The organism is Legionella fairfieldensis ATCC 49588, from assembly GCF_000621525.1.
GTDB classification, from domain to species: domain Bacteria; phylum Pseudomonadota; class Gammaproteobacteria; order Legionellales; family Legionellaceae; genus Tatlockia; species Tatlockia fairfieldensis.
On the sequence record NZ_JHYC01000001.1, the window covers coordinates 81753 to 103902 of the forward strand.

The window sequence follows — 22150 nt, forward strand, 5'->3', positions numbered from 1 at the left end:
ATTGGCTACACAATCGCTCCCTATTTTCCATGACATTGATCACCAAAATCCAGCTAACACAACTCCCATGTACTTTTCTAGGCGTTAGGTTTTTTTACGTTATTATTTTCTTCGTTTTCCTCAGAAAATTCGGGATCCATTGCGCGAACTGATTTTTCTAACCTGGTAAAATGTTTAAAGTTATCGCTTACAAAAAACTTATCATAAGTATGTTTATTGTAAATGAGCAACGTACCAAAGCTGGCAATGGCTTTAAGTAAATTATTTAAAATATCTTTCAATCCTAATTCTTCCATAGGTTTGCGTGCTTTCTCAAGCGCCATTTTACAGTTAGTTTGAAAATTTTTTAGGGTTTTTGCGGTTGGATTTTTCAGATAGGATTCACGTTCTTTATTTAATTCCTCGTGTAAAGACCATGCAGTTGAGGAGCGGTCTTTTTCTGCCTCAAAATAAAGTTGAGATAAATAATGGTTGAAGTTCACTTTATCCAGTTCAACTTTGTATAATTTTGCAAAAACCTCTGGCTTGCCTTGTGCCTCTTTCTCTGCAATTTCATAGGAATATTTTGCTTCTATGCTGGCCTTTTTGTAGGTTTTATAGAAAAGATCACAATACGCATTATTAGTCTCTTCAATTTCTTTTCCTAACTTGCTCTTTTCTTTTAAGTATGTTTTAAAAGCGCCAGGATTAATGGTGCGAATAGCGAGGAAATGTTTTTCTTGCGTTTTAGAGAAATGCAACTCTTGCTGTTGTTTAAGGATGTATAACTTACTAGCGTAGTACTTTAATTTTTCCTCAGCTGATTTTGCTATATCTGTGTTGCTCATTATATAGTCCACTTTATGATTTAATATGATTAAATTATAAGCCAATTACATTAACAAAAAATTAAGTCTCAAAACCAGCAGGTGTAAACTTATGCCGACAAAAAATAGCCATTGAAAGAGTTGGCATCCATAGGGATTTTTAATATTGTTGATGATTAATTTTAAATTTGTAAACAGAGTAAGAAGGGGATTAAAGAGTAATCCCCTCAGCCTATTAATCTTCTATGTTAACTTCAATTTTTTTCTCAGCAGTTATTTCCTTTTTGGGAATCGATATTTCCAGTACACCATGGGTGTATTTAGCAGTAATATTAGCATCATCTGCCGTTTGAGGAAGGCTGAAGCGACGATAAAATTGACCTTGAGCGCGTTCTCTTCGCGTATAACAGCCCTTACTTTCTTCTTTTTCAAAATTGCGCTCTCCTTTTAAAGTCAAAATATGTTCTTCGAGCGAAATATGAATGTCTTCTTTTTTAACTCCAGGTAAATCTGCAATAACTAAAAATCGACTCTTTTCTTCTTTAACATCCACGAGAGGTGCCCAGGAACTGGTTTCAATGAAAGAGGCGTCATTACTTTGCTGAGAAGTTAAAAATTTTTCCAACATATCTTCTACCTCACGATATATGGGAAAATAGTTTTTTCTTAAATTATTCATAATATTCTCCAAAGTTAGTGTTTCGGATATTTTTTAATATGGAAACACTCTTTTTAATTTTCAAGTTTGAAGTATGAATAATTTTCTAATTCTGGCTAAAATTTGCGCTAAATTATCACGGTTTTTAACTCGTAAAACAGGTTCAAGACACGCCTTAATTCAAATTGTATAAATAGTCGCTAAAAGACTGGCCAATTTCTGGGTGAGCCATTCCTAATTCAACCGTTGCTTGTAAATAACCCAACTTCGAACCACAATCGTAACGTTTGCCATGGAATTGATAAGCTTGCACCACTTGTATGTCTAATAAACGCTGAATACCATCAGTTAACTGGAGCTCGCCGCGCTCATCAGCAACTGTTTGCCTTAAACAAGAAAAAATAGCAGGTGTAAATAGGTAACGCCCCACCGCGGCAAGATTTGAGGGAGCCATTTCCATTTTGGGTTTTTCAATCATATTCTGTATCGCTGAATAGCTCTCCCCCGCTTCTACCACACTCACCACACCATATTGAGGGACATCGTGCCAAGGTACCGGTTGTACAGCAATCACAGAATGTCCATCCTGTTTGAAATAGTCAGTCATTGCTGAAAGACAAGGCAATTTGGAGTCATCGATTAAGTCATCCGCCAACAAAACCGCAAAAGGCTCTTCCCCCACAACGTGCTCCGCACAAAGCACCGCATGGCCTAAACCCGAAGGCTGATTCTGTCTGACATAAGTAAATTGAATGCCCGGCGGTGAAACACTTTTCACCACTTCCAGCAACTCGTCTTTTCCTTGCTCCTCTAAACGCATTTCTAATTCAAAATGTTTGTCAAAATGATCTTCAATAGCCCGTTTAGTAGAACTTGTAATAAAAATCATATGAGTAATACCGGCTCGTACTGCTTCTTCCACCGCATATTGAATTAACGGCTTATCGACGATAGGCAACATTTCCTTGGGATTCGCCTTTGTTGCAGGTAAAAAACGTGAACCTAAACCTGCTACAGGAAAAACAGCTTTTTTTACTTGCATGCTCATAGCTCCTGCTATTATGTGCTATATAACGCACTTATTTATCAATACCTTTTATAATACACGGACGTCCAACTGAATAATAATAAGCCAAATTGGCATTCATCACATCGGATAATTTAAAACAATTACGACCATCAATGAGTGGAGCCTTACCTAGTTGTTTCTGTAAAGCCTCTAGAGAACAGGATTTAAATTGCGGCCATTCTGTAGCAATCACCAATGCATCCACCGCTCTGTCAAATACCCCCTCAGCGGAAGAGCACCAACTAATTGCTGAACTGCTATTAAATAACTTTTTTGCAGCAGGCATTGCAGCCGGATCGAAAATACGAAGATTCGCCCCGGCATCCAATAAAGCATTAACAGCGACAAGACTACTCGCTTCGCGTAAATCATCGGTTCCTGGCTTAAATGATAGTCCCCAAATGGCAATGGTCAATCCCTCTAACTTGCCATTCATATGTTTTTTCAGGCAATTAAAAACCCACTGCTTTTGTGATTGATTGACCTTTTCTATGGCCTCTAATAAGTGGGTATCTACACTTACCTCTGCGGCTGTATGGACTAAAGCCCGGACATCTTTAGGAAAACAAGATCCTCCATAACCAATACCGGCCTGTAAAAAATGAGGCCCAATACGATGATCAAGAGCCATACCCTGGCGAATTTCATCGATATCTGCACCAAGGCTCTCAGCAAGTTGACTAATTTGATTCATAAAACTGATCCTGCAAGCAAGCATCGCATTAGCTGAGTATTTGGTAAGCTCTGCTGAGCGTCGGCTCATGCGCAACAAGGGTACTCCTTGTTCAACCAAAGGCTGATAAATGGCCTCCAGGGCCGCCAGCGCCTGTTGTTCTCCGCCAATAATTATTCTATCTGCATTTAAAAAATCATAAACGGCAGTGCCCTCACGCAAGAATTCCGGATTGGAAACGACCGCTATTTTATTTTTATTACCAACCTGGGCCATTGTTTCCTCAACACGAGCTTGAATAATATCGCCAGTACCTACCGGAACAGTTGATTTGGTAACTATGAGACCATTCCCGTTTGTTTCACGGGCAATGAATGAGGCAACAGCAAATACTTGTGATAAATCAGCACTACCATCTGCCAAACCGGGTGTTCCTGTAGCAATAAAATGAACACTGGCCTGATTGACTGCATAGGTTAAATCAGCAGTAAAAAATAATCTTTTATTCGCTATTTGCTCCTGCAGAAGTTCGGGAAGCTGCTCTTCATAAATCGGACAATTCGCCTTCTGAAGCTGGACAATACGTTGCTCATTCACATCCGTACAAATAACCTGGTGACCTAATCTGGCTAAACAGACTGCTGTCACCAACCCCACATAGCCTGCCCCATAAACCGAAATAAGCATGATCGTCTCAAAAAATTTTTTATCGCGTTACTAAATAATTACAACAGTTTAATGATTTTAATTATTCAAGGTTAACATTATCGCTAATCAGCAAGAATGTTCAGCCTGTAATTAAATTCTTTTCAAATGAACAGGACGACGAGAAATACGCTCCCGATGTATTAAATATAAATTGCGCGAATAAATAAACACACCGGTTGATTGGCCCAAAATAAAAACAGGGTCCCGTTTATAAATGGAATAAATCAACAATGTTATTCCTCCCAGTAAACTCAGATACCAAAACGCAACAGGAATAATACTTTTTTTCTCCCTTTCGCTAACTAGCCACTGAACAATAAAACGGGCAGAAAAAATCCCCTGCCCTAACAAGCCTAAAGCAAGCCAAAGATAATCAGGGTTCATAACGAATAACCTCCGGTGAACAGGGACGCTTTAATAACCAACGAACACCTATTAAATCATAAATTCCAACAAATAAACGATTCATTACTCCATATTTGGAAATGCCATGTTGGCGAGGACGATGATTCACAGGTAAATTAATTAATTTAAACCCCGCTCGTTTAAATAATGCAGGCAAGAAACGATGTATATGATTAAAATGAGGGAGTTCCAGAAAAGCTGTACGGGGAAATAACTTTAAACTGCAACCTGTATCAGGACACTCGTCCTTAAGAAAAAAACGTCGTATGCCATTACCAACACGCGAAGATAATTTACGTAAATAATTATCATCCCTTTTCCTGCGATTGCCTAACACAACCGTGCGAAAATCTTGCAATTGCTCTACCAACCGTGGAATATCAGCAGGATCGTTTTGACCGTCACCATCTAATGTGACTAAAAAAGAATACTGGGCTGCTTTAGCTCCACTTAACAAGGCAGCGCTTTGGCCAAAGTTTCTTTTATGACAGATAACTTTCAGGTTGGTTTTAGCCTGCGATAATTTCTGCAAACGTTCTATCGTACCATCAGTGCTGCCATCATCTACAAAGATAACTTCATAAATAAAACGTTCGAGAGGGAGAGCCGTCACTATTTCTCTATAAAGGGCTTCAACATTATCCACTTCGTTGTACACGGGTATTATTAGGGACAAATCAATGCAATTATTAAATGCCATTATCTTACCTGCGCAGCAAATTTTTTTAGTATATCATGTCTCCATACAGGTACCAGCCAGGATTTGCGCCGTAATATACTGAGTAAACAGCCTACTTCTATCAGAACCAGATAGCCAGCCACCAATACATCACTAAGATAATGATTGGTCAGTAACACGCGAGAAAGAGAAACACTTAAAGCAATCAATAAGAAAGTATAGAAATAACGAGGAAATACAATACCCAACCCCAACATAGCCCCGGTGATGGTAGTAGTATGCCCCGAGGGAAACGACCAATAGGAAGCCTGCATGTGAAAACCATAAAAACCGAATAATTGCTCGTTAAATAATACACTGGGGCGAGCGCGTCCTAAAATTAATTTTAAAAAACCACAAATTAAAGAAGGAACAGCAACACACATAAAGAGAAACCAGGCACGGGATTCCCAATTGACTTCTTTACGAATATAACGGAAAAAAATTGCCAAAATAAAAAAAACAGGAAGATAAAGTATACCCATCCCTAACTTGGTAATCCCACTCAACAGAGGTAAATTTGCTTTTAAATTAAGAGAATACAAATAATAAGCAAGCGGTTTATCCAGATAAAACCAGGACAATGCAACTAAAGCAGCATAGGTGGCTAAAGTAAACGGCTTGGTCATAATTGCCAGTAATCGATCAAATGGCGACATATTAATTTTCTCCTGTATTATCCTTTCCAACTAAAAAAAGCTCCACCCAACGCCCTTTGCTGTAATTATATCCCTTGACCCTTGCCAAAACAGATAAAGCCAGATGATCACTTACCCAATGATCAAAAATCGCTGATTCTATTATTGCTTTACGCGAAGGATCGGCCTGTAAAATTTTCTCAGCGACAGAAGCATCAATAAACTGCACTATATTTGTATTAAAATTAAAGACGACGCTTGGCTCCTCGTATCCCGCTACCAGTAGCGGCTTCTCCTTGGAAAAGTTATTTTTATCAACCAGTTGTGCAATAGTAGAAGAAAGCCATACAGGCTGTAAATACGGCAAAAGACCTCTAAAAACTAAAGGATAGGTAATAAGTGCCATCAATAAAATGACAAGACTAGCGCGTTTATAAGCGTTATGCCAGGAAAAATAAACAGCAAGGCAACTCAACACAGCGACTACTATAAAGAGAGTAATACCTGCTGAACTAACTTGTTGCATAACAAAATAAGGTACGCTGGCTAAAGCCAGTGCCAGACTTACAGACAGGATAGCCCAAAGAATTTGTAAAAAATGCAGGCCCTTTTCCCCTGACTTTGTTTGATTATCCTGGTGTACTGCTAATGCACTAAGCAAGGCAATCGCCGGGAAAGTGGGTAAAACATACTGGGGTAATTTTGTTGGCATTATTTCAAAAAATAGCCAGGTAGGTAATATCCAGCATAATAAAAATTTAACTGCTTTTTCATGGCGATGATAAAACGCATAAACTCCAGCCTGCCACAAAAAAAGGGAAGCGGGCCAAAAAGTAAGCGGTAAAAGTAGCAGGTGAAACAGCGGGGGCTTACCGTGTGATTCATGGCCTCCTTGTAATTTGGGTAATAGATCCTTGTGAATCATTTGCAGGAGGTAATTACTCTGTTCTGCAGCATTAACCTTATGCAACCAGGCAAGACTTAAAAGCGTCAATACAATTAGCCCGCTAAAAACATGCAACCGCCGAAGCCAGGCTATCTGTCTTTCAACAAGACAAAGGCTGACAATAGATAATCCGCCAACCAAAGGAGTCACCCCTTTTAACACAAAACCATAAGCCATGGCCAGCCAAAAACAAAGCGCCCACCCCCATGAGATTGGTTTATTGTTTTCTCTCTGGTAAATGATCCATAAAGCGCCTTGCATTAATACCACCGAAGCTAATAAAGACGCGTCAATGACCGCCATATGGGCTTCAAATACCAAAAGAAGTGAGGCAGCAAGAAAAGCAGAAGCAAGAAGTGCTATCCGTGCTTTCACAAAACGGCGAGAAAAAAAATAAGTGAGCAAGATAGATAGTAAAGCTCCTGATAAGGAAGGAATACGATAGGGCCATATTACACTGGCATCAGCCTGACTAAACAGTTTTACAAAAACAGCTTGCAACCAATTGATACCGGGCGGTTTTTGAAAACGCGTTTTCTCCTGAAAACGAATTTGAAAATATTGCCCGGTTTGTAACATTTGACGAGTTGCCTGCGCAAAATGGGCCTCATCTCTATCGATAGCCGGTATTTGATTAATACCGGGCATAAAAAGTAACAGGGAAAAAAAACCCAATAATAAATAATGATTTAATTTAATCAAAATTACTACTCAGAGAAAATGAAATATAATATAAAACATCGCTTGCAAATACCAGCGAACCAAACCAGGTCAATTAGGGCAGCTTGGTGCCTGACAAAAAATTCAAAGAGTACCGAATTGCTGCCAAGTCGGCAATTCTAATAGCCTTAAATTTTACTTGACTTTCAATGATGCCTACTATGGGCTTGTCCGCAGTACCCAGGGGTTGCGGCACGAAAACAATCTGGGGGTGAATCAAGATAGTAGAAATATTAATGGATACTCGTTAAAATGGCTTTTTTAATAAGCTGCCCACCTATGTTTGAACTAACAACAATCCAGCGCATAATTATCTGGATACTTCCCGTACTCTTTGCCATTACCTTACATGAAGCGGCGCATGCCTGGGTTGCTTATCGGTTAGGTGATACAACCGCTAAAATGGCAGGACGTTTAAGTTTTAATCCCCTAAAACACATTGATCCTGTTGGCACAATCCTCATACCTATTCTTGTTCTTATATTGAGCCAATTTAATTTTGTTTTCGGTTGGGCCAAACCAGTACCTATCAATGCTTCATTATTACGTAATCCACGCCGGGATATGGCGCTTGCCACTGCTGCTGGCCCTCTTGCCAATCTGTTAATGGCATTTTTATGGGCTATATGCCTTAAATCAGGAGTTATGCTTAACCCTCGTACCTCTAATATCGCTTTGTTTATGCTATTGACAGGCCAGGCAGGAATCATAATCAATTTACTCTTCGCCTATTTAAATTTAATTCCGATCCCCCCTCTCGATGGCGGAAGAATAGTAGCGAGCTTATTACCGATTAAGCAAGCGATCCAATATCAAAAAATAGAACCTTATGGAATTTTTATTATTTTAGCCTTAATATTTAGTGGTGCTTTAGGTTGGCTAATTCGCCCTCCTGTTAACTGGTCTTTATCAGGACTTCGTGCTTTATTTAATTTATGAAAATTCTTGCTGACGCCTCTTTACCCGGCCTGCTACAAGCGTTCCCTTCTCCGTTTGAAATCACTCTCTATCACAAAGCCGATGAAATTCCCTCGCGTCTTCAAGATCAGGAGATTTTACTTTGCCGTTCCACGTTGAAGGTTAACGATACTTTATTAAAAGGTCACTCTCTCCGTTATATTGCAACGGCAAGTAGTGGTACTGATCATATTGATAAAAAATATTTATACGATCAAGGAATTACTTTAATTGATGCCAAAGGTTCCAATGCCATTGCTGTCGCTGATTATGTAATTGCTACCTTGGCTTTTCTGCAAAAATACAACGATTTTTATGGTACGAAGGCCGGTATTATTGGCGTCGGGGAAGTAGGCACAAAAGTCAGGGCACGTTTGACTGCAACAGGGATGGATATAGCCTGTTATGATCCACCCAAGGCAGAACAGGATTTGAATTTTTCTTCATGTTCCTTTGATGCGTTAACTCAATGCGACCTCATCTGTATTCATGCTAATTTACACAATGAATCGTCTTATCCAACCAGAAATTTGCTGGATAAAAATTTTCTTGGTCAATTAAAAGATCATGTGGTTATTATCAATGCCTCTCGAGGAGGGATCGTTAATGAAGAGGCTCTTTTACAACAACGAAATTCCCTGGTTTATTGCACTGATGTCTACAATAATGAGCCTGCCATCAGTCCTGACATTATCAATTTTGCTACATTATGTACCCCCCATATCGCGGGTCACAGCATCGAAGCAAAATATGCCGCTGTTGCGCTAATCAGTCAAAAGTTATCTGCCTGTTATCAGCTTTCGCCATGTTCTCTAACCGCGATCGCTCAGGAGCAACCCATTATTTTACCCGGTAATTCATGCTGGCAAGACAGTGTTTTAGACCTTTACAACCCTGTGCATGAAACCATTCTTTTAAAAAGAGCTGATAATTTGGCCTTAGCTTTTCAAAAGCTACGTAAAGCACACAAAAATCGCCATAACTTTTGTATACATGATGTACGTTTTATTAGTAAACAGACCAGAAAAATTCTTGGATATCAGAATTGCTGAACTTCAGCGTATTAACAGCACAGGCATTATTCTGGACGCATTTGAAAACGTCCAGAAAATAAGCAAGTTAGACAAAATCAAAGTGATAAGCAGCAGAAATGGAAACTTCATTTAAAAACACATGCTTTGCTTTAAACGGAGTGATTGTAGAGGCCAGACCTGATACAGTCTCAATAAAATTAGAACCTGTTCTTAGCTTTCCTGCATCAACAAAACGGTAACCAAGACCTATATTAAATTGATTGGTCAAATAATAATCGGCACCTACACCTGCATCCCAGGCAAAACTGGTAGATGATTTACCACTTACTATAGTGTTGTAACTCAACGGTGAAACAAAGGGGATATTGATATTTTGTAATCGGTCTATTTTGTTAAGACCAATACCAATACCACCTTTTACGTAGGGCACAAAACCACCCCAGTTAACCGAAGGCTTTAACAACAGATCAAATAAGAAAGTTTGTACACTGATTTTTCCTGCATTATATTGACCATACACATCCGGTGCAAAATTGGCATCATCCTCAACCGTCAACATATTCCAATCATAACTGCTACGATAAACATAACTAAATTGCAGAGCGAGATTCTGGTTCCATTCATAACCCGCAAAAGCACCTCCGAATCCCGCCGAACCTATATCACGATTCCAGTCGGTATTGACAGGCGTGGTAAAGCTAAATTCCTGGCTGGACGGATAAGTAATCACCGGTTGAAAATGAATATCGGTTGATACAGAACCACCACCTTCAATGCCAATATAAAATTTGGGAGGGACCGCAGCAACATCGCCCATGGTTCCAGCAAAAGCAACACCATAGCTTAGCATAAAAATTGTCATCGCAGTTTTTGTTAACTTCATCTAACTCTCCTTATTAATAAATTCATTTTTACAGCTTTCAGTTAAATTAATTCCCTTTTATCAATCTGCGGATAATCAGTTGATCAGAAAAAGAATGACGAACAGAACCAATTTGCTGATAATCTTCGTGACCTTTGCCAGCAATCAGAATAATATCATTTTTATTCGCCAAATTTAAGGCTTTGGTAATTGCCTGCTTACGATCAGTAATTTTATAAAGATTGGATTTGGAGTCAATCCCTGACTCAATAGCCTCCATGATAGTTAACGGATCTTCCGTACGAGGATTATCACTGGTTATAATGAGAATATCTGCATATTGGCTGGCAATTTTGCCCATTACAGGCCGTTTCGCCTTATCTCTATCACCACCACAACCAAATACAACCACTATTCGTCCTTTTTTTAATTGTTGTAAAGTTGCCAAAACATTTTCAAGCGCATCCGGTGAATGCGCATAGTCAACGATAGCATAGGGTTCCTCCGCTACAATTTCCATTCGACCCGGTGCCGCCTGCAATTTTGACAATACAGAAATAACTTTATCCGCCGGATGACCAAAAGCCAACAGGCTTGAAAAAACAGCCAACGCATTGTAAATATTGAAAAATCCCAAGGCATTAATTTTTAATTCATACCTTCCCCAAGGTGAACTTAATTCAAGAAAAGTGCCTTGTAAACTGATATCCCAATTGAGGGCGCGCACATCAGCTGCGTCACTGAATCCGTAACTAATAATCTGACAAGATTGACCGACCTTGCTACGCATTAATTGGCTACAGGTATCGTCCTCATTAAGAATAGCGTGATCAAGAGTTGGTTTAGCAAACAAGAGTGCTTTTGCGGCTGCATAATCCGCCATAGTGTGATGATAATCCAGATGATCATGGCTTAGATTAGTGAAAATAGCTTGTCTAAAGGGAATACTATCCACGCGTTGTTGAACCAACGCATGAGAAGATACTTCCATGCAAACGTGTTTTATAGCTTGTTGCTGATAACTATACAAAAGTTGTTGTAAACATAAGGCGTCAGGGGTTGTATTCAATAGAGGTTCTAACGCGCTGACATTCCCTTGTCCTATCGTTCCAATATAAGCCGCTCCTTCGCCTAATAAAGTATGCGCCTGCGCTAATTGATAAGCAACTGTCGTTTTTCCGTTAGTGCCTGTAACACCGGTTACCAGCAGTTTTTTTGCGGGTTCGGTATAAAAACGGCTGGCAATTTCTCCAAGCTTTCTGGCAAGCCCGGGGAGTGCCACACAAGGAAAATGAACAGGCAATTGAACTGTGGAAGGCCAATTTTCTGGTTCATACAATAATGCAGCCGCACCCGCTGCAATAGCCTGATGAATAAAAAGACGTCCATCACTACCAGAGCCAGGATAAGCAAAAAATAAAAATCCGGGTTTTATTTGCCGACTGTCATTATGTAGCCCTGAAATTTCACAATCAGGGATCAAGCCATTAACCCACGGACGCATTAACTCAGCCAATTTCATCATAATCTCATGTTTTATCCGGAGGAATGTCGAGAATTCGTAAAGAACCAGACATTACCTGTGCAAAAAGAGGAGCAGCAACAGCTGCTGCATAATACCCGTTTTTAGTAGGTTCATGGATGACTACCGCTACTACCAGACGAGGATTAGAAACCGGCGCAATGCCTACGAAGCTTGCAATATGGCGATCTTTTTCATAGCCATTTTTCCCGGCAATTTGCGCAGTTCCTGTTTTTCCAGCAACCCGATAACCCGGCACTCTGGCCGCCCTCCCTGTACCTTCCTCAAGAACAGCTTCCAGCATGGCAAGCACCTGGTTTGCCGTTTTTTCATCAAGAACGCGCTCTCCACCTGACTTTATTTCATTATGCAATAAAGTCACGGGAATTAGACGTCCCTGATTGGCAAAAATCAAATAGCCTTTGGCTAATTGTAAAGCAGTGACTGACATCCCATAACCAAAACTCAAGGCGCCTAACACAAAAGGATTGGCATCTTTCACATTAACAATTCCACCATCACTTTCACCAGGATAACCACTCTCTGTTCGTTGGCCAAAACCACTGCGTTGTAAAAGACCAATTAATTGTTCCGGCGGGCTTGATAAAACCATCTTTGCTACACCCACATTACTGGAATGTTGTAAAACGCCAGTAACATCCAAAATGCCATAATTATGGATATCTCTGATCAAATGACCATGGACTGCCATCCAGCTTGGCCTTGTATCAATAATTGTATCTGGTTTAAAAAGACCGCTGCCTAAAGCACTCGCTATACTGAAAGGTTTGATTACCGATCCCGGCTCAAACGTATCCGTGATTGCTTTGTTACGATAGCTATCCCGCGTGTAACGGCTGCGTGCATTAGGGTTAAAGGAGGGCGCATTAGCTGCTGCCAGAATTTCTCCTGTTTTTGTATCAATTACAACTACAGAGCCTGATTTTGCAGCAAACTTCTCCAATGTATTCTGTAATTCATGATAAGCCAGATATTGAATGCGTTTATCAATACTTAGAGGAAGATCATGACCGGGCCGCGGTTCTTTTATTACACCCAAATCCTCAATAATCTGTCCCATGCGGTCTTTTAAAACCCGTTTCTGGCCCGTAGTACCCATTAACCAATCTTGATAAGCGAGTTCCAGTCCTTCAATACCCCTATCATCGATATTAGTAAAACCAAGCAATTGCGCGGTACTATCACTTTCTGGATAAAAGCGCTTGAATTCCTGCTGGAAATTAAGTCCAGGAATTTTGAATGCCTCAATTTGCTTCGCGAGGGTGGGAGGAAGTTGACGGCGAAGGTATAGAAACTCTCGTTTGTGAAACTGTTTGACAGCACCCATCAATGATTTAGGTGAAATATTTAACAATCTGCATAATTCGTTTAACTGTTTTTTATTGGGTGCGAATGTCTTGGGATTTATCCAGGCTGATTGCACAGGTGTACTTACAGCAAGCGGTGCCCCTTGCCTGTCAATAATTATGCCGCGATGAGCAGGAATATCGATTATCCTTAAACTTCGTGCATCTCCCTGGCCCTGCAAAAACTGGCGATGAAGGACGGCTAAATCCACCATCCGCCATGAAAGTGTACCTAACAATAATAAAAAGAAAAAAGATACAGCAAGCAGCCGCGCCACATGGCTTTGACTTTTCATTTTATTTGTAATACAAAAGTATCTTTATCCGTTGGCAACCGCATTTGCAATTGTTCGACTGCCAATTGCTCTACTCTTGCGGTCGTTGCGAGACTTGCCTGTTCAAGGAGTAATTGACCCCATTGCAATTGTAACTGATTAGTTTGTTGCTCAAGATGCTGCAACTGGCTAAAACTTAAGCGATGTTCATTAGTTGTGTAAACTATTGCCAAGGCAGTAATCAGAACCAGCAATAAGAGAGACAAAAGAAAAGCCAGCTGTTTTGAGATACGCATATCCAGTAATTGTCCATTAAAAAAATTACTTTGATTTATCGCTTTGGCTGCGGCGTTCATGTTATTTTTTCTCCTATTCTCAATACCGCACTACGAGCTCTGACATTCTGCTTTACTTCGCTTTCTGTCGCTTTTACGGCTTTGCCTATTCTCTTAAAATTCGTTTGGAACTCAACATCACGTATAGGTACTCCCGGCGGAGGACGCTGGCCTTGTTCTTTATTACGCATAAACTGCTTTACAATGCGGTCCTCTAAAGAATGAAAACTGATGACAACCAGACGCCCACCCGGAGCCAAAGCGTCGATTGCCGAATCAAGACAACGTGTCAAATCATTTAACTCCTGATTAATATGAATACGTATGGCCTGAAACACTCGTGTAGCAGGGTGTTTATGTTTTTCCCATTTTGGATTTGCCTGTTTTACAATTTCAGCCAATGCTTCGGTTGTCTGGATAGGTGATGCTGCTCGCGCCGTAACAATCGCTCTGGCTATACGTCCAGCAAAGCGTTCCTCACCATAATCTCTGAAAATTGAAGCCATTTCCTCAGCCTCTGCTTCATTAATAAAAGAAGCTGCATTTAATTCCTGCTTTAAGTCCATTCGCATATCCAACGGCCCTGCCTGCATGAAGCTAAAACCACGTGCAGGATTGTCTAATTGTGGAGAAGAAACTCCCAAATCCAACAAAATACCGTTGATTTGCCCATAAACACCCGCTTGTTGGGCAAACTCGCCAAAGTGAGCAAAAGAACCATAATAAATATGAAAACGCTTATCCGCAGAAAAATGTTGTCTGGCATAATCAATGGCCTCAGGATCTTTATCAATAGCAATTAGTCGCCCGGACGCTGATAATTGCTGCAAAATTGCACGGCTGTGGCCTCCTCGGCCGAAGGTTCCATCAACATAGATACCCTCTGCCTGAATGGCCAATCCGTTCAACGCTTCTTGCAACAATACTGATTGATGTGCCGTCATTGTTGGTCCTATTACAAAGAAAAAGTTTTCATTTCATCAGGCAATCCATCTTCTTTAGATGCTTCTTCCATCAACCATTGCTCACGTTTGGTTTGCCATAACGCATCATTCCATACTTCAAATTTATTACCCTGGCCAATCAATACGCCATCTTTCTCCAACGCCGCATAGGTTCGTAATGACGAAGACAACAATAAACGCCCATTACTATCTAACTCCACATCCATTGCATGCCCTATTAATAACCGTTGAATTCGACGGGCGGCTGCATTAAAACTTGGCAATTGTTGTAATTTGTCTTCAATTAATTGCCACTGTGCTGAAGGATAAAGCAATAAACAGGTTTCTTCTATATCAATAGTGACCACTAAAGATTGTTTACCCTGCGCAGTTAACGCGTCACGATAACGCGTTGGCACGGCGAAACGACCTTTGTCATCAATTTTGATAGGGTTGATTCCACGAAACATGTTTTAATTTATGCAGTACGGTTAATTATTAACCTTCCCACAATTCTCCACTTTTTTGTTATTTTAAACCACTTTTATACACTATAGAAACACAATTTCACGAGCGTCAAGTTTTTGTGAGTTATTTTTAGGAAAAATGTTTGCAATTATTATCTTTTAGATAAAAAATGAAATAGTTCATTTCACAATGATAAATTTATAAACAGTTGTGACGATTTAGTGCAAATTTCAGCTTGAATGAGAAGAATTGCCAGTTCTATTTGACCCCATTCAAGCTGAATTTTGCACCAATCAGCAGGCTTTTTAGCTGGAACGACTTGAAGATACACCCTTATTTATTCATTTAATTCTGCTGCCAGGCGAATTCCTTGCAATACCAAATCAGGAATAAGATGATCATAAATACCCTGCTTTTCAAATAATGAAGCAAATCCACCGGTTGCTAAAACCGTTACCTCTTCTCTGGCAAAACATTCTTCTTTGATGCGAATAATTAATTCGCGACAAGCACCTAAAGCACCATAAAACACCCCAGCTTGAATACTTTCAATTGTTGAGCGTCCCACTACGAGTTCAGTTCTCACAATTTCTACGGCGGGCAGCTTCGCCGTTTTCGTAGTGAGGGCTTCTACTGATAAACGCACTCCGGGTAAAATAGCCCCCCCTAAGTAGGCTTTTTGCGCATTTATCACACAAAAAGTGGTCGCCGTTCCAAAATCAATAACGATGATATTCTTTCCTGGAAATGAATTTGTTGCTGCAATGGCATTGGCGATACGATCAGCGCCTACTTCCACAGGGTTCCGATATTTAATGTTTAAACCGGTTTTTACTCCCGCTTGCAATAAAAAAGGTTCTACTGAAAAATATTTAAGGCAGGCAGAGCGCAGAGAATAATCCAATTGCGGCACGACAGAACAAATAGCAATTCGATTAATAGCTTCGGGTGAACATTGATTCTCACGCAGCACTGATTTAAGAAAAATACCTAACTCATCGGAAGTACTCGCTTGAGAAGTATGACGAAAACGAAGGCGTATTTCTTCTTCTACAAATACACCACCATAGATATGCGAATTACCTACATCAATGCACAACATCATAGTTCAGCACCAATCACAATAAATGCGTGATAGTAAGGCTAGTGAAAGGGAGAATCAAGTAAGCAGTATAAAAATGCAGGACAAAATCATACTTGGGTTTTTCTAACATTCAGAAAGAAAAAGTCGGTCGATAAGCCGGGTTCTGTCGCGGACAATCATTCATCTGGGGCATGCGTCACCGCATGCCTCAAGCGACCTACCCGAATCCCACACGGGCCGTGTGCGCCTGTCGTGAAGACAGGCAGGATTCCTATTTGGTCTTGCTCCGGGTGGGGTTTTCCCTGCCACGACTGTTACCAGTCGCGCGGTGCGCTCTTACCGCACCATTTCACCCTTACCTGATAATGCTCAACAGGTATTAACAGGCGGTATATTTTCTGTGGCACTTTCCGTAGGTTCACACCTCCCAGGCGTTACCTGGCACCCTGCCCTCTGGAGCCCGGACTTTCCTCCCTTTGTAGTATACAAAGAGCGATTGCCTGACCGACTTTGTTGTCTATACTAGCAGAGCGATCACTGAAAGACCAGAATTATCTATCCACGAGTACCGATAAACTCATCATCAAAGTAGCGCTTTAACTTGGTACGCAAAGTTCCACGACTCACTCCAAGTACACGAGCCGCTTTTGATTGGTTATAACGGGTTAGTTCCATTACTGTACGAAACAAAGGTGCTTCGATCTCTTCGACAATTAATTGATAAAGATTCAGGTTCAAATCTTTATTTCCCACAGTATTTAAATATTTCTTTACTGCACCAACAACCTGTTGTGTTAATGCTTCATTACTTTGTTCAACCTGTTGCATAACCGCGCTCATCACTTTCTCCAAACTCAAAAAATAGTTAATTAATTTAACCAACCTGACTAATAAATTGATTAAGATGACTGATATACTATCAAATATCACAAAGACTGTAAACATTGCCTTAATGATATTCATTTATTAAGGGAATATTAAGGAAAAAATCATCATTTTTCAAGCAATTTTACATAATTTTGAGCTATAAAATTATTTAACTCTCAAAAAAGTACCGTGGTAATTCAATAAGCGTATAGATTTATTATCATCAAAACTACAAGGAGTTAAAAAAAATGATAATATATATACCATATTGTTTTAATTTACTACTTTATAGTAGAATTACTTTTGATTCTAAATAATAGCTCCGTTTTCTTTGTTGAAATCGCGGAGATGACGTCTGGATTTAATGTAAAATGATAAATAACAAGTTCCCATCATTACAAAATGAAGTGCAAAATCTAATTTATCTCTTAGTTCGAAAAGCATATTCAGATCAGGAAGCTCTGGAAAATAGCGTGGTAAAAATTAAACGCTTGACTGATGAAATTAGTAAGAATTGCTCCGAAGAAGAAAAAATTGACATATGGTTGCAGATGGGTTTTATTTTAATTGATCCTTTTATTGCTTTATTGCCCCTAAATAATAGTAAATTCAATAATAGTAAATTCGCCTTATATCTGGCGAGCGAATATTTTAATAAAGCCCAGAAATTATCAGAGAACAGGAATTTTCAAATTGAAAACCTCCTTGACATAGCGATTTTTTTCACCGAAATAGAGAGTGCTTATATAAAAATAACAAATGAGCATCTATTGAAAAGTAAACTTAGCCAATTAAAACAGGCGAGAAACAATGTGAATTACAGTCCTTGCCCTGTTGCAAATAAGGCTGGTTTCGAACACATTAGAGCGCTTAAGGCACTTGAAGTAAGACAAAAATACAAGCACACTCTTAAAGAAAAAGATGTAATAAATTATCCTTCTGTTACTTTTTTTATTGTACGTCTCTATACTAATCTACATGAGGAATTAGAAAATTTCTATGAAAATAGTATACAGGTCCAGTTATCATTAAAAAATCCCTTTTCTAAAGAATCAGAAAACTTAAAAAATTTTGTGTTGTTTATGGCGGATATTAAGAAAATTATCAGGAATATCCCTTCAGGTCCTGAATCTTTAACACCAAATATTTCTGATGAGAGTCATAATCATGAGAGAGTCATGATGTTAGACAAAGAAAAAATCAAAAAAGAAGAAAATTACCAGCAAAGATATAATCAAGAAATGCTTGATGCAAAAAATGATTTTTTAAAGCGTCGTCAAGCACAATTAGCAAGTAAAAAAATTATTACTCCTAAAGTGAATTCTACCAAAGTAAAACCAGAAAGAAATAAAAAGATTCATGAAAAAACTTATGAAGAACAATTGAGTATTTCTTCTATTGAAGAAGAGGCTTATGAGCTTTTTAAACAAGGAAATTATGAAAATGCTATAAAAAAATGGGAATCTCTATTAAAAAAAGAAGCCTATAAGAATCGATTAAAACAAGTTGAAATTAATGCAAGCATTGGTGATTGCTACAGATTTTGGGCAAAAATTACCAAAATGGATGGTATTGAGCTAGAAAAAAAAGCAGAATATTACTACTTGTTAGCGCAAGAGCAAATTACAGCCGGATTAAACCACTTTTATGAAGATGAGAAATGGCTTTCATGGTCCGATTTTATTCACATGTCTCTTAACTCACTGAAACCTAAAAATTATTTAAATGAACTGAAAAAAGAAATTACTAAACAAGAGCTAACGTTAAATATTGATTCCCAGCCCCATCAATCTGTTGAGACTTCAAAACATCCTGCTGCCCACTCTGCCCAAAAGAAGAAAAAAAATAAAAAGAAGGCAGCTTCCTTTTTTGTAGAAAATAAGCTAACACCCACTGAGAAATTTATACCTGTAAATACCTCTTCAATACCATCTTCTACAATAACGAAAATAACCTCTTCTAATAGAGGACAAAATGAAAATGAGGTTGTTGCGAATATAAAAAAACTCATATCTCCTTCACTGCAAGCAATTATTGACGAACTACATCATCGAGGTCATCGCTGTTATATAGTAGGAGGAGCTGTAAGAGATGCAATTTTACATAAAAAATCAACCGACCTTGATCTGGTAAGTACAGCTTTTCTAGAAGAAATTCGAGAAATAGCAGATCAGCTAGGGCTGAAAGTTCAAATTATTGGCGCGAAAAAACCCATTGCTCGTATAGAAGTTGGTCATAATGAGCATTACGATTTTGCTCTTTTAGAAGGTCCGGTAAAACCAGAAAATAAGCACCATGTAAAACTAGATAATGGGCGAGTAGTTCCTATTTTCTATGGCACAGATATTCATATCGATGCCATGAACAGGGATTGTCCAGTTAATTCATTATACGTCGATCTTTTAACGAATCATATAGAAGACCCCACGGGTCAAGGCCGTCAAGATTTAAACAATAATCTATTAACTACGATTGGCGATCCAGAAAGAAGTTTTTCCATTGATCCCGGTAGAATGTTGAGAATCGTTCGTTTAAAAGAAACACTAAACTTTGCACTGAAAGAAGAAACAAGAGAAGCAATTAAGAACCGTGCAAGTTTAGTAAAATTCATTCATCCCTTACGATTTTTACAAGAACTTTATAAATTATTAATAAATGAGAAAGGCACTGAATGTTTCAATTTATTAGAAGAGCTGGGGTTACTTTCTTTATTTAAGACAGAACAAACTGATAAAAATATAATGCCTGCAATTATGGCAGAAATAGCAACGAATAAAATAGCGGAAAATAATGCCTGGTTATTAATTTTGGCGGGATTATTCTGGCCAGGCGCTGAAAAATGGGAGACCAAAGAAGAAAGAAACAGGCTATTAATTAAAATTGACTTCACACTTGTTAAATTTGCTGATTTTTTATGGGTAAGTAATCTGAGTGCAAAAATCAAGGAAGTTTGGTTACAATCGATTGGCGATACCCAACAATTAACAAGCTTGTCTATTGAAGAATTGAGTGTAGTGAATACATTTGAGAAATTAATCCAAAATCCTTTACCCTCTAATGCAATAGCAGCTTCAAATTATGGAAATCATTTTTTTTCCACTGAAAAGATTGCAAATGCCTGCCTCAATAAAAATTTAAATGCTAACATAGGAATGGGGACTTGAGATCCATAATACTTAATCCACAGTAAAACTCTCGCCACAACCACATTGTCCTTTTTGATTGGGATTATCAAAGACAAATTTATGATTTAAACCCTGTTTAACATAGTCAATATGCATCCCTTTAAGATACGGGTAACTGGTTTTATCAATACAAATTTGATAATCCTCTGTGAGCGGTTGTATAATGTCGTTGTCCTGTGGTGTTAAAACATAATCAATAACATAAGACAAGCCGGAGCAACCGGTCTTTTTAACCGAAAAACGAATGCCTTTACTTTCTTTCTGTTTGCTCAGATAAGACAGCACATGGCTAGCCGCCGCTTCACTTAAAGTGACTCCAGAGACTGTTTCACTGGTATGCAACATCACTTCACTCATTTTTCTCCCCCCTTTAATCTAACCTTCATCATTGTGACGAGCTCTTTATAGCCATCTTCAATCTGCAAGGCAACGAAGTAGCGGTTTGCCGGTATCGCCAATTCCTTTACCAGAGACGCATAATCAAAACACGGATGCGTTTCCAGCAAGCTTCCTTCTACATGCTGGCAAAGCCACTCTGCAGCAGCAATCAGATAAGGATTACCATACGCTTTAAAGCGAGCCTGTAATACTAATCCTTTTTCGTCACAAAGCAGATAAAAGTCACAAATATCCCCTCTTCCTGCTTCGCCGCAGCGATAATAAACACTCAAAGGTTGTGTTAAATCCACAGATCCCACATGCTCTGGTCTAAAAAAACAGGATTCTACAATTTCATTATACATCATAGTGGTGATATTTCATGCAATCGATTGATTTGATAACAAATTATATTGATAGCTTGCCTCACTTGTTCTTTGGTAGTAAAACGCCCTATTGACAAGCGAATGGAACTATAAGCCAACTCATCACTTAACCCTAAGGCACGTAGCACATAAGAGGGCTGTAAACTGGCAGAAGCGCAGGCGGATGTGGTAGAAATTGCCAATTCATTTAAGGCCAATAATAACGATTCACCTTCAATGCCTGCAAACGTTAAATTTAAATTCCCCGCCACACGTTGTTGTTCATGCCCATTGAGACGCAATCCCGGTAAATGTTTAATACCTTCCCATAATTGCTGACGCAAACGCAGAATGTTTGCCTGTTCTTCAACACGTGATGCTTCAGCAAGGGCCAACGCCTCCCCCAGGCCAACAATTTGATGGGTTGCCAAAGTACCTGAACGTAAGCCTCCTTCGTGTCCTCCACCAAACGATTGCGGTTGCAGGCGAACTCTCGGTTTATGGCGCACATATAATGCCCCTATGCCTTTAGGCCCATAAATTTTATGACCAGAAAAAGACATTAAATCCACAGCTAATTGACTTACATCAATCGCTAACTTTCCTGCACTTTGAGCCGCATCGACATGAAAAATAATCCCTCTTCCACGCAACAAATCGCTAATAGCAGCAAGATCCTGAATAACCCCAATTTCATTATTAACATGCATAATAGACACTAAAATAGTGTCTTCTCCAAGCGCATGTTCCAGTGTCTGTAAATCAAGTAAACCATCGGGTTGAGGCTTAAGATAACTCACCTTAAAGCCTTCTTTTTCCAATTGTTGACAACTATCAAGAACCGCCTTATGTTCCGTTGCCATTGTAACAACATGGCGCCCTTTTCGCTGATAAAAGCGTGCCGCACCTAAAATGGCGAGATTATTAGCCTCTGTTGCTCCAGAAGTGAATACAATTTCCTGGGGAGAAGCATGAATAATATCCGCAATCTGCGTTCGGGCATAATCTACAGTCTGTGCAGCCTGTTTACCATAAATGTGCGTTACCGAAGCCGGATTACCAAAAATACCATCCAAACCTAAATAACCCGCCATTTTTTCAACCACTCTCGGATCGACCGGAGTAGTCGCCATATAGTCTAAATAAATGGGTAGTTTATTCATATC

22 protein-coding genes and 1 other RNA gene are annotated in these 22150 nt (G+C 39.2%); 3 read left to right on the forward strand and 20 right to left on the reverse strand.

The features are described 5' to 3' along the window. Positions 1-77 precede the first annotated feature (77 nt). The 8 genes from T345_RS0100355 to T345_RS0100395 all read right to left on the reverse strand — a co-directional run bounded on the left by T345_RS0100355 (position 78) and on the right by T345_RS0100395 (position 7323). Positions 78-872, reverse strand: coding sequence for a hypothetical protein (locus T345_RS0100355; protein ID WP_131777729.1), 795 nt, complete (start codon positions 870-872; stop codon positions 78-80). Positions 873-1041: 169 nt separating this feature from the next. Further along, the gene (locus T345_RS0100360) at positions 1042-1485 is read right to left on the reverse strand and encodes an Hsp20/alpha crystallin family protein (RefSeq protein ID WP_028387579.1); all 444 of its coding nucleotides are present in this window, start codon (positions 1483-1485) and stop codon (positions 1042-1044) included. Between the two features lie 154 nt (positions 1486-1639). Further along, positions 1640-2506 (reverse strand): UTP--glucose-1-phosphate uridylyltransferase GalU, encoded by an 867-nt coding sequence (gene galU, locus T345_RS0100370; protein ID WP_207385044.1) that lies wholly within the window; start codon positions 2504-2506, stop codon positions 1640-1642. Positions 2507-2543: 37 nt separating this feature from the next. Continuing rightward, positions 2544-3893 (reverse strand): UDP-glucose dehydrogenase family protein, encoded by a 1350-nt coding sequence (locus T345_RS0100375; protein ID WP_028387581.1) that lies wholly within the window; start codon positions 3891-3893, stop codon positions 2544-2546. 111 nt (positions 3894-4004) lie between these two features. Then, entirely contained in the window at positions 4005-4298 is a 294-nt protein-coding gene (locus T345_RS0100380) for a lipid-A-disaccharide synthase N-terminal domain-containing protein (protein ID WP_028387582.1), read from the reverse strand. Further along, the gene (locus T345_RS0100385) at positions 4288-5019 is read right to left on the reverse strand and encodes a glycosyltransferase family 2 protein (RefSeq protein WP_035917846.1); all 732 of its coding nucleotides are present in this window, start codon (positions 5017-5019) and stop codon (positions 4288-4290) included. Before T345_RS0100385 ends, T345_RS0100380 begins: the two co-directional genes overlap by 11 nt. Next, positions 5019-5696 (reverse strand): phosphatase PAP2 family protein, encoded by a 678-nt coding sequence (locus T345_RS13145; protein ID WP_051555063.1) that lies wholly within the window; start codon positions 5694-5696, stop codon positions 5019-5021. The genes T345_RS0100385 and T345_RS13145 overlap by 1 nt, the downstream gene beginning before the upstream one ends. Before the next feature lies 1 nt (position 5697). Continuing rightward, positions 5698-7323 carry an ArnT family glycosyltransferase gene (locus tag T345_RS0100395; protein ID WP_028387584.1) on the reverse strand — a complete coding sequence of 542 codons (1626 nt, stop codon included), beginning with the start codon at positions 7321-7323 and terminating at the stop codon, positions 5698-5700. Positions 7324-7620: 297 nt separating this feature from the next. Between T345_RS0100395 and T345_RS0100400 the strand changes: the two genes are divergently transcribed. Next, entirely contained in the window at positions 7621-8280 is a 660-nt protein-coding gene (locus T345_RS0100400; protein ID WP_028387585.1) for a site-2 protease family protein, read from the forward strand. After that, positions 8277-9350 (forward strand): 4-phosphoerythronate dehydrogenase, encoded by a 1074-nt coding sequence (locus T345_RS0100405; protein ID WP_028387586.1) that lies wholly within the window; start codon positions 8277-8279, stop codon positions 9348-9350. The genes T345_RS0100400 and T345_RS0100405 overlap by 4 nt, the downstream gene beginning before the upstream one ends. A gap of 67 nt (positions 9351-9417) precedes the next feature. Here the strand turns inward: T345_RS0100405 and T345_RS0100410 are convergent, their stop codons facing one another. The 9 genes from T345_RS0100410 to T345_RS0100450 all read right to left on the reverse strand — a co-directional run bounded on the left by T345_RS0100410 (position 9418) and on the right by T345_RS0100450 (position 17029). Then, complete coding sequence (locus tag T345_RS0100410) at positions 9418-10215, reverse strand: outer membrane protein (RefSeq protein ID WP_028387587.1); 798 nt, start codon at positions 10213-10215, stop codon at positions 9418-9420. 46 nt (positions 10216-10261) lie between these two features. After that, a complete protein-coding gene (locus T345_RS0100415) occupies positions 10262-11716 on the reverse strand; it encodes a UDP-N-acetylmuramoyl-L-alanyl-D-glutamate--2,6-diaminopimelate ligase (protein WP_028387588.1) in 1455 nt (484 codons plus the stop codon). 7 nt (positions 11717-11723) lie between these two features. After that, a complete protein-coding gene (locus tag T345_RS0100420) occupies positions 11724-13379 on the reverse strand; it encodes a peptidoglycan D,D-transpeptidase FtsI family protein (protein WP_028387589.1) in 1656 nt (551 codons plus the stop codon). Next, positions 13376-13714, reverse strand: a complete 339-nt coding sequence (gene ftsL / locus T345_RS0100425) for a cell division protein FtsL (RefSeq protein ID WP_028387590.1) — start codon at positions 13712-13714, stop codon at positions 13376-13378. The genes T345_RS0100420 and ftsL overlap by 4 nt, the downstream gene beginning before the upstream one ends. Continuing rightward, positions 13711-14637, reverse strand: a complete 927-nt coding sequence (gene rsmH, locus T345_RS0100430) for a 16S rRNA (cytosine(1402)-N(4))-methyltransferase RsmH (RefSeq protein WP_028387591.1) — start codon at positions 14635-14637, stop codon at positions 13711-13713. The genes ftsL and rsmH overlap by 4 nt, the downstream gene beginning before the upstream one ends. A gap of 11 nt (positions 14638-14648) precedes the next feature. Continuing rightward, positions 14649-15107, reverse strand: a complete 459-nt coding sequence (gene mraZ, locus T345_RS0100435) for a division/cell wall cluster transcriptional repressor MraZ (protein ID WP_028387592.1) — start codon at positions 15105-15107, stop codon at positions 14649-14651. Positions 15108-15442: 335 nt separating this feature from the next. Further along, complete coding sequence (locus T345_RS0100445; protein WP_028387593.1) at positions 15443-16210, reverse strand: type III pantothenate kinase; 768 nt, start codon at positions 16208-16210, stop codon at positions 15443-15445. Between the two features lie 115 nt (positions 16211-16325). Further along, positions 16326-16701: RNase P RNA component class A (gene rnpB, locus T345_RS14440), an RNA gene on the reverse strand. 43 nt (positions 16702-16744) lie between these two features. Beyond that, positions 16745-17029 carry a helix-turn-helix domain-containing protein gene (locus T345_RS0100450; RefSeq protein WP_028387594.1) on the reverse strand — a complete coding sequence of 95 codons (285 nt, stop codon included), beginning with the start codon at positions 17027-17029 and terminating at the stop codon, positions 16745-16747. 398 nt (positions 17030-17427) lie between these two features. Between T345_RS0100450 and T345_RS0100455 the strand changes: the two genes are divergently transcribed. Then, positions 17428-20220 (forward strand): tRNA nucleotidyltransferase/poly(A) polymerase-related protein, encoded by a 2793-nt coding sequence (locus tag T345_RS0100455; RefSeq protein WP_028387595.1) that lies wholly within the window; start codon positions 17428-17430, stop codon positions 20218-20220. A 12-nt stretch (positions 20221-20232) separates the two neighbouring features. Here the strand turns inward: T345_RS0100455 and T345_RS0100460 are convergent, their stop codons facing one another. The 3 genes from T345_RS0100460 to T345_RS0100470 are packed head-to-tail and all read right to left on the reverse strand — an operon-like array spanning position 20233 to position 22147. After that, entirely contained in the window at positions 20233-20598 is a 366-nt protein-coding gene (locus T345_RS0100460; RefSeq protein WP_028387596.1) for a HesB/IscA family protein, read from the reverse strand. Next, a complete protein-coding gene (locus T345_RS0100465; RefSeq protein ID WP_028387597.1) occupies positions 20595-20987 on the reverse strand; it encodes an iron-sulfur cluster assembly scaffold protein in 393 nt (130 codons plus the stop codon). Before T345_RS0100465 ends, T345_RS0100460 begins: the two co-directional genes overlap by 4 nt. Then, positions 20984-22147 carry an IscS subfamily cysteine desulfurase gene (locus T345_RS0100470; RefSeq protein ID WP_028387598.1) on the reverse strand — a complete coding sequence of 388 codons (1164 nt, stop codon included), beginning with the start codon at positions 22145-22147 and terminating at the stop codon, positions 20984-20986. Before T345_RS0100470 ends, T345_RS0100465 begins: the two co-directional genes overlap by 4 nt. Positions 22148-22150: the final 3 nt, after the last annotated feature.

Bases quoted from the DNA above. Each gene is read 5' to 3' on its own strand.
- T345_RS13145 (WP_051555063.1), bottom strand. From the start codon at position 5,696: ATGTCGCCATTTGATCGATTACTGGCAATTATGACCAAGCCGTTTACT.
- T345_RS0100460 (WP_028387596.1), bottom strand. From the start codon at position 20,598: ATGAGTGAAGTGATGTTGCATACCAGTGAAACAGTCTCTGGAGTCACT.
- T345_RS0100455 (WP_028387595.1), top strand. From the start codon at position 17,428: ATGATAAATAACAAGTTCCCATCATTACAAAATGAAGTGCAAAATCTA.
- rsmH (WP_028387591.1), bottom strand. From the start codon at position 14,637: ATGACGGCACATCAATCAGTATTGTTGCAAGAAGCGTTGAACGGATTG.
- T345_RS0100410 (WP_028387587.1), bottom strand. From the start codon at position 10,215: ATGAAGTTAACAAAAACTGCGATGACAATTTTTATGCTAAGCTATGGT.
- T345_RS0100380 (WP_028387582.1), bottom strand. From the start codon at position 4,298: ATGAACCCTGATTATCTTTGGCTTGCTTTAGGCTTGTTAGGGCAGGGG.
- T345_RS0100385 (WP_035917846.1), bottom strand. From the start codon at position 5,019: ATGGCATTTAATAATTGCATTGATTTGTCCCTAATAATACCCGTGTAC.
- T345_RS0100465 (WP_028387597.1), bottom strand. From the start codon at position 20,987: ATGATGTATAATGAAATTGTAGAATCCTGTTTTTTTAGACCAGAGCAT.
- T345_RS0100415 (WP_028387588.1), bottom strand. From the start codon at position 11,716: ATGAAATTGGCTGAGTTAATGCGTCCGTGGGTTAATGGCTTGATCCCT.
- T345_RS0100470 (WP_028387598.1), bottom strand. From the start codon at position 22,147: ATGAATAAACTACCCATTTATTTAGACTATATGGCGACTACTCCGGTC.
- ftsL (WP_028387590.1), bottom strand. From the start codon at position 13,714: ATGAACGCCGCAGCCAAAGCGATAAATCAAAGTAATTTTTTTAATGGA.
- galU (WP_207385044.1), bottom strand. From the start codon at position 2,506: ATGCAAGTAAAAAAAGCTGTTTTTCCTGTAGCAGGTTTAGGTTCACGT.
- mraZ (WP_028387592.1), bottom strand. From the start codon at position 15,107: ATGTTTCGTGGAATCAACCCTATCAAAATTGATGACAAAGGTCGTTTC.
- T345_RS0100360 (WP_028387579.1), bottom strand. From the start codon at position 1,485: ATGAATAATTTAAGAAAAAACTATTTTCCCATATATCGTGAGGTAGAA.
- T345_RS0100420 (WP_028387589.1), bottom strand. From the start codon at position 13,379: ATGAAAAGTCAAAGCCATGTGGCGCGGCTGCTTGCTGTATCTTTTTTC.
- T345_RS0100375 (WP_028387581.1), bottom strand. From the start codon at position 3,893: ATGCTTATTTCGGTTTATGGGGCAGGCTATGTGGGGTTGGTGACAGCA.
- T345_RS0100450 (WP_028387594.1), bottom strand. From the start codon at position 17,029: ATGAGCGCGGTTATGCAACAGGTTGAACAAAGTAATGAAGCATTAACA.
- T345_RS0100445 (WP_028387593.1), bottom strand. From the start codon at position 16,210: ATGATGTTGTGCATTGATGTAGGTAATTCGCATATCTATGGTGGTGTA.
- T345_RS0100400 (WP_028387585.1), top strand. From the start codon at position 7,621: ATGTTTGAACTAACAACAATCCAGCGCATAATTATCTGGATACTTCCC.
- T345_RS0100405 (WP_028387586.1), top strand. From the start codon at position 8,277: ATGAAAATTCTTGCTGACGCCTCTTTACCCGGCCTGCTACAAGCGTTC.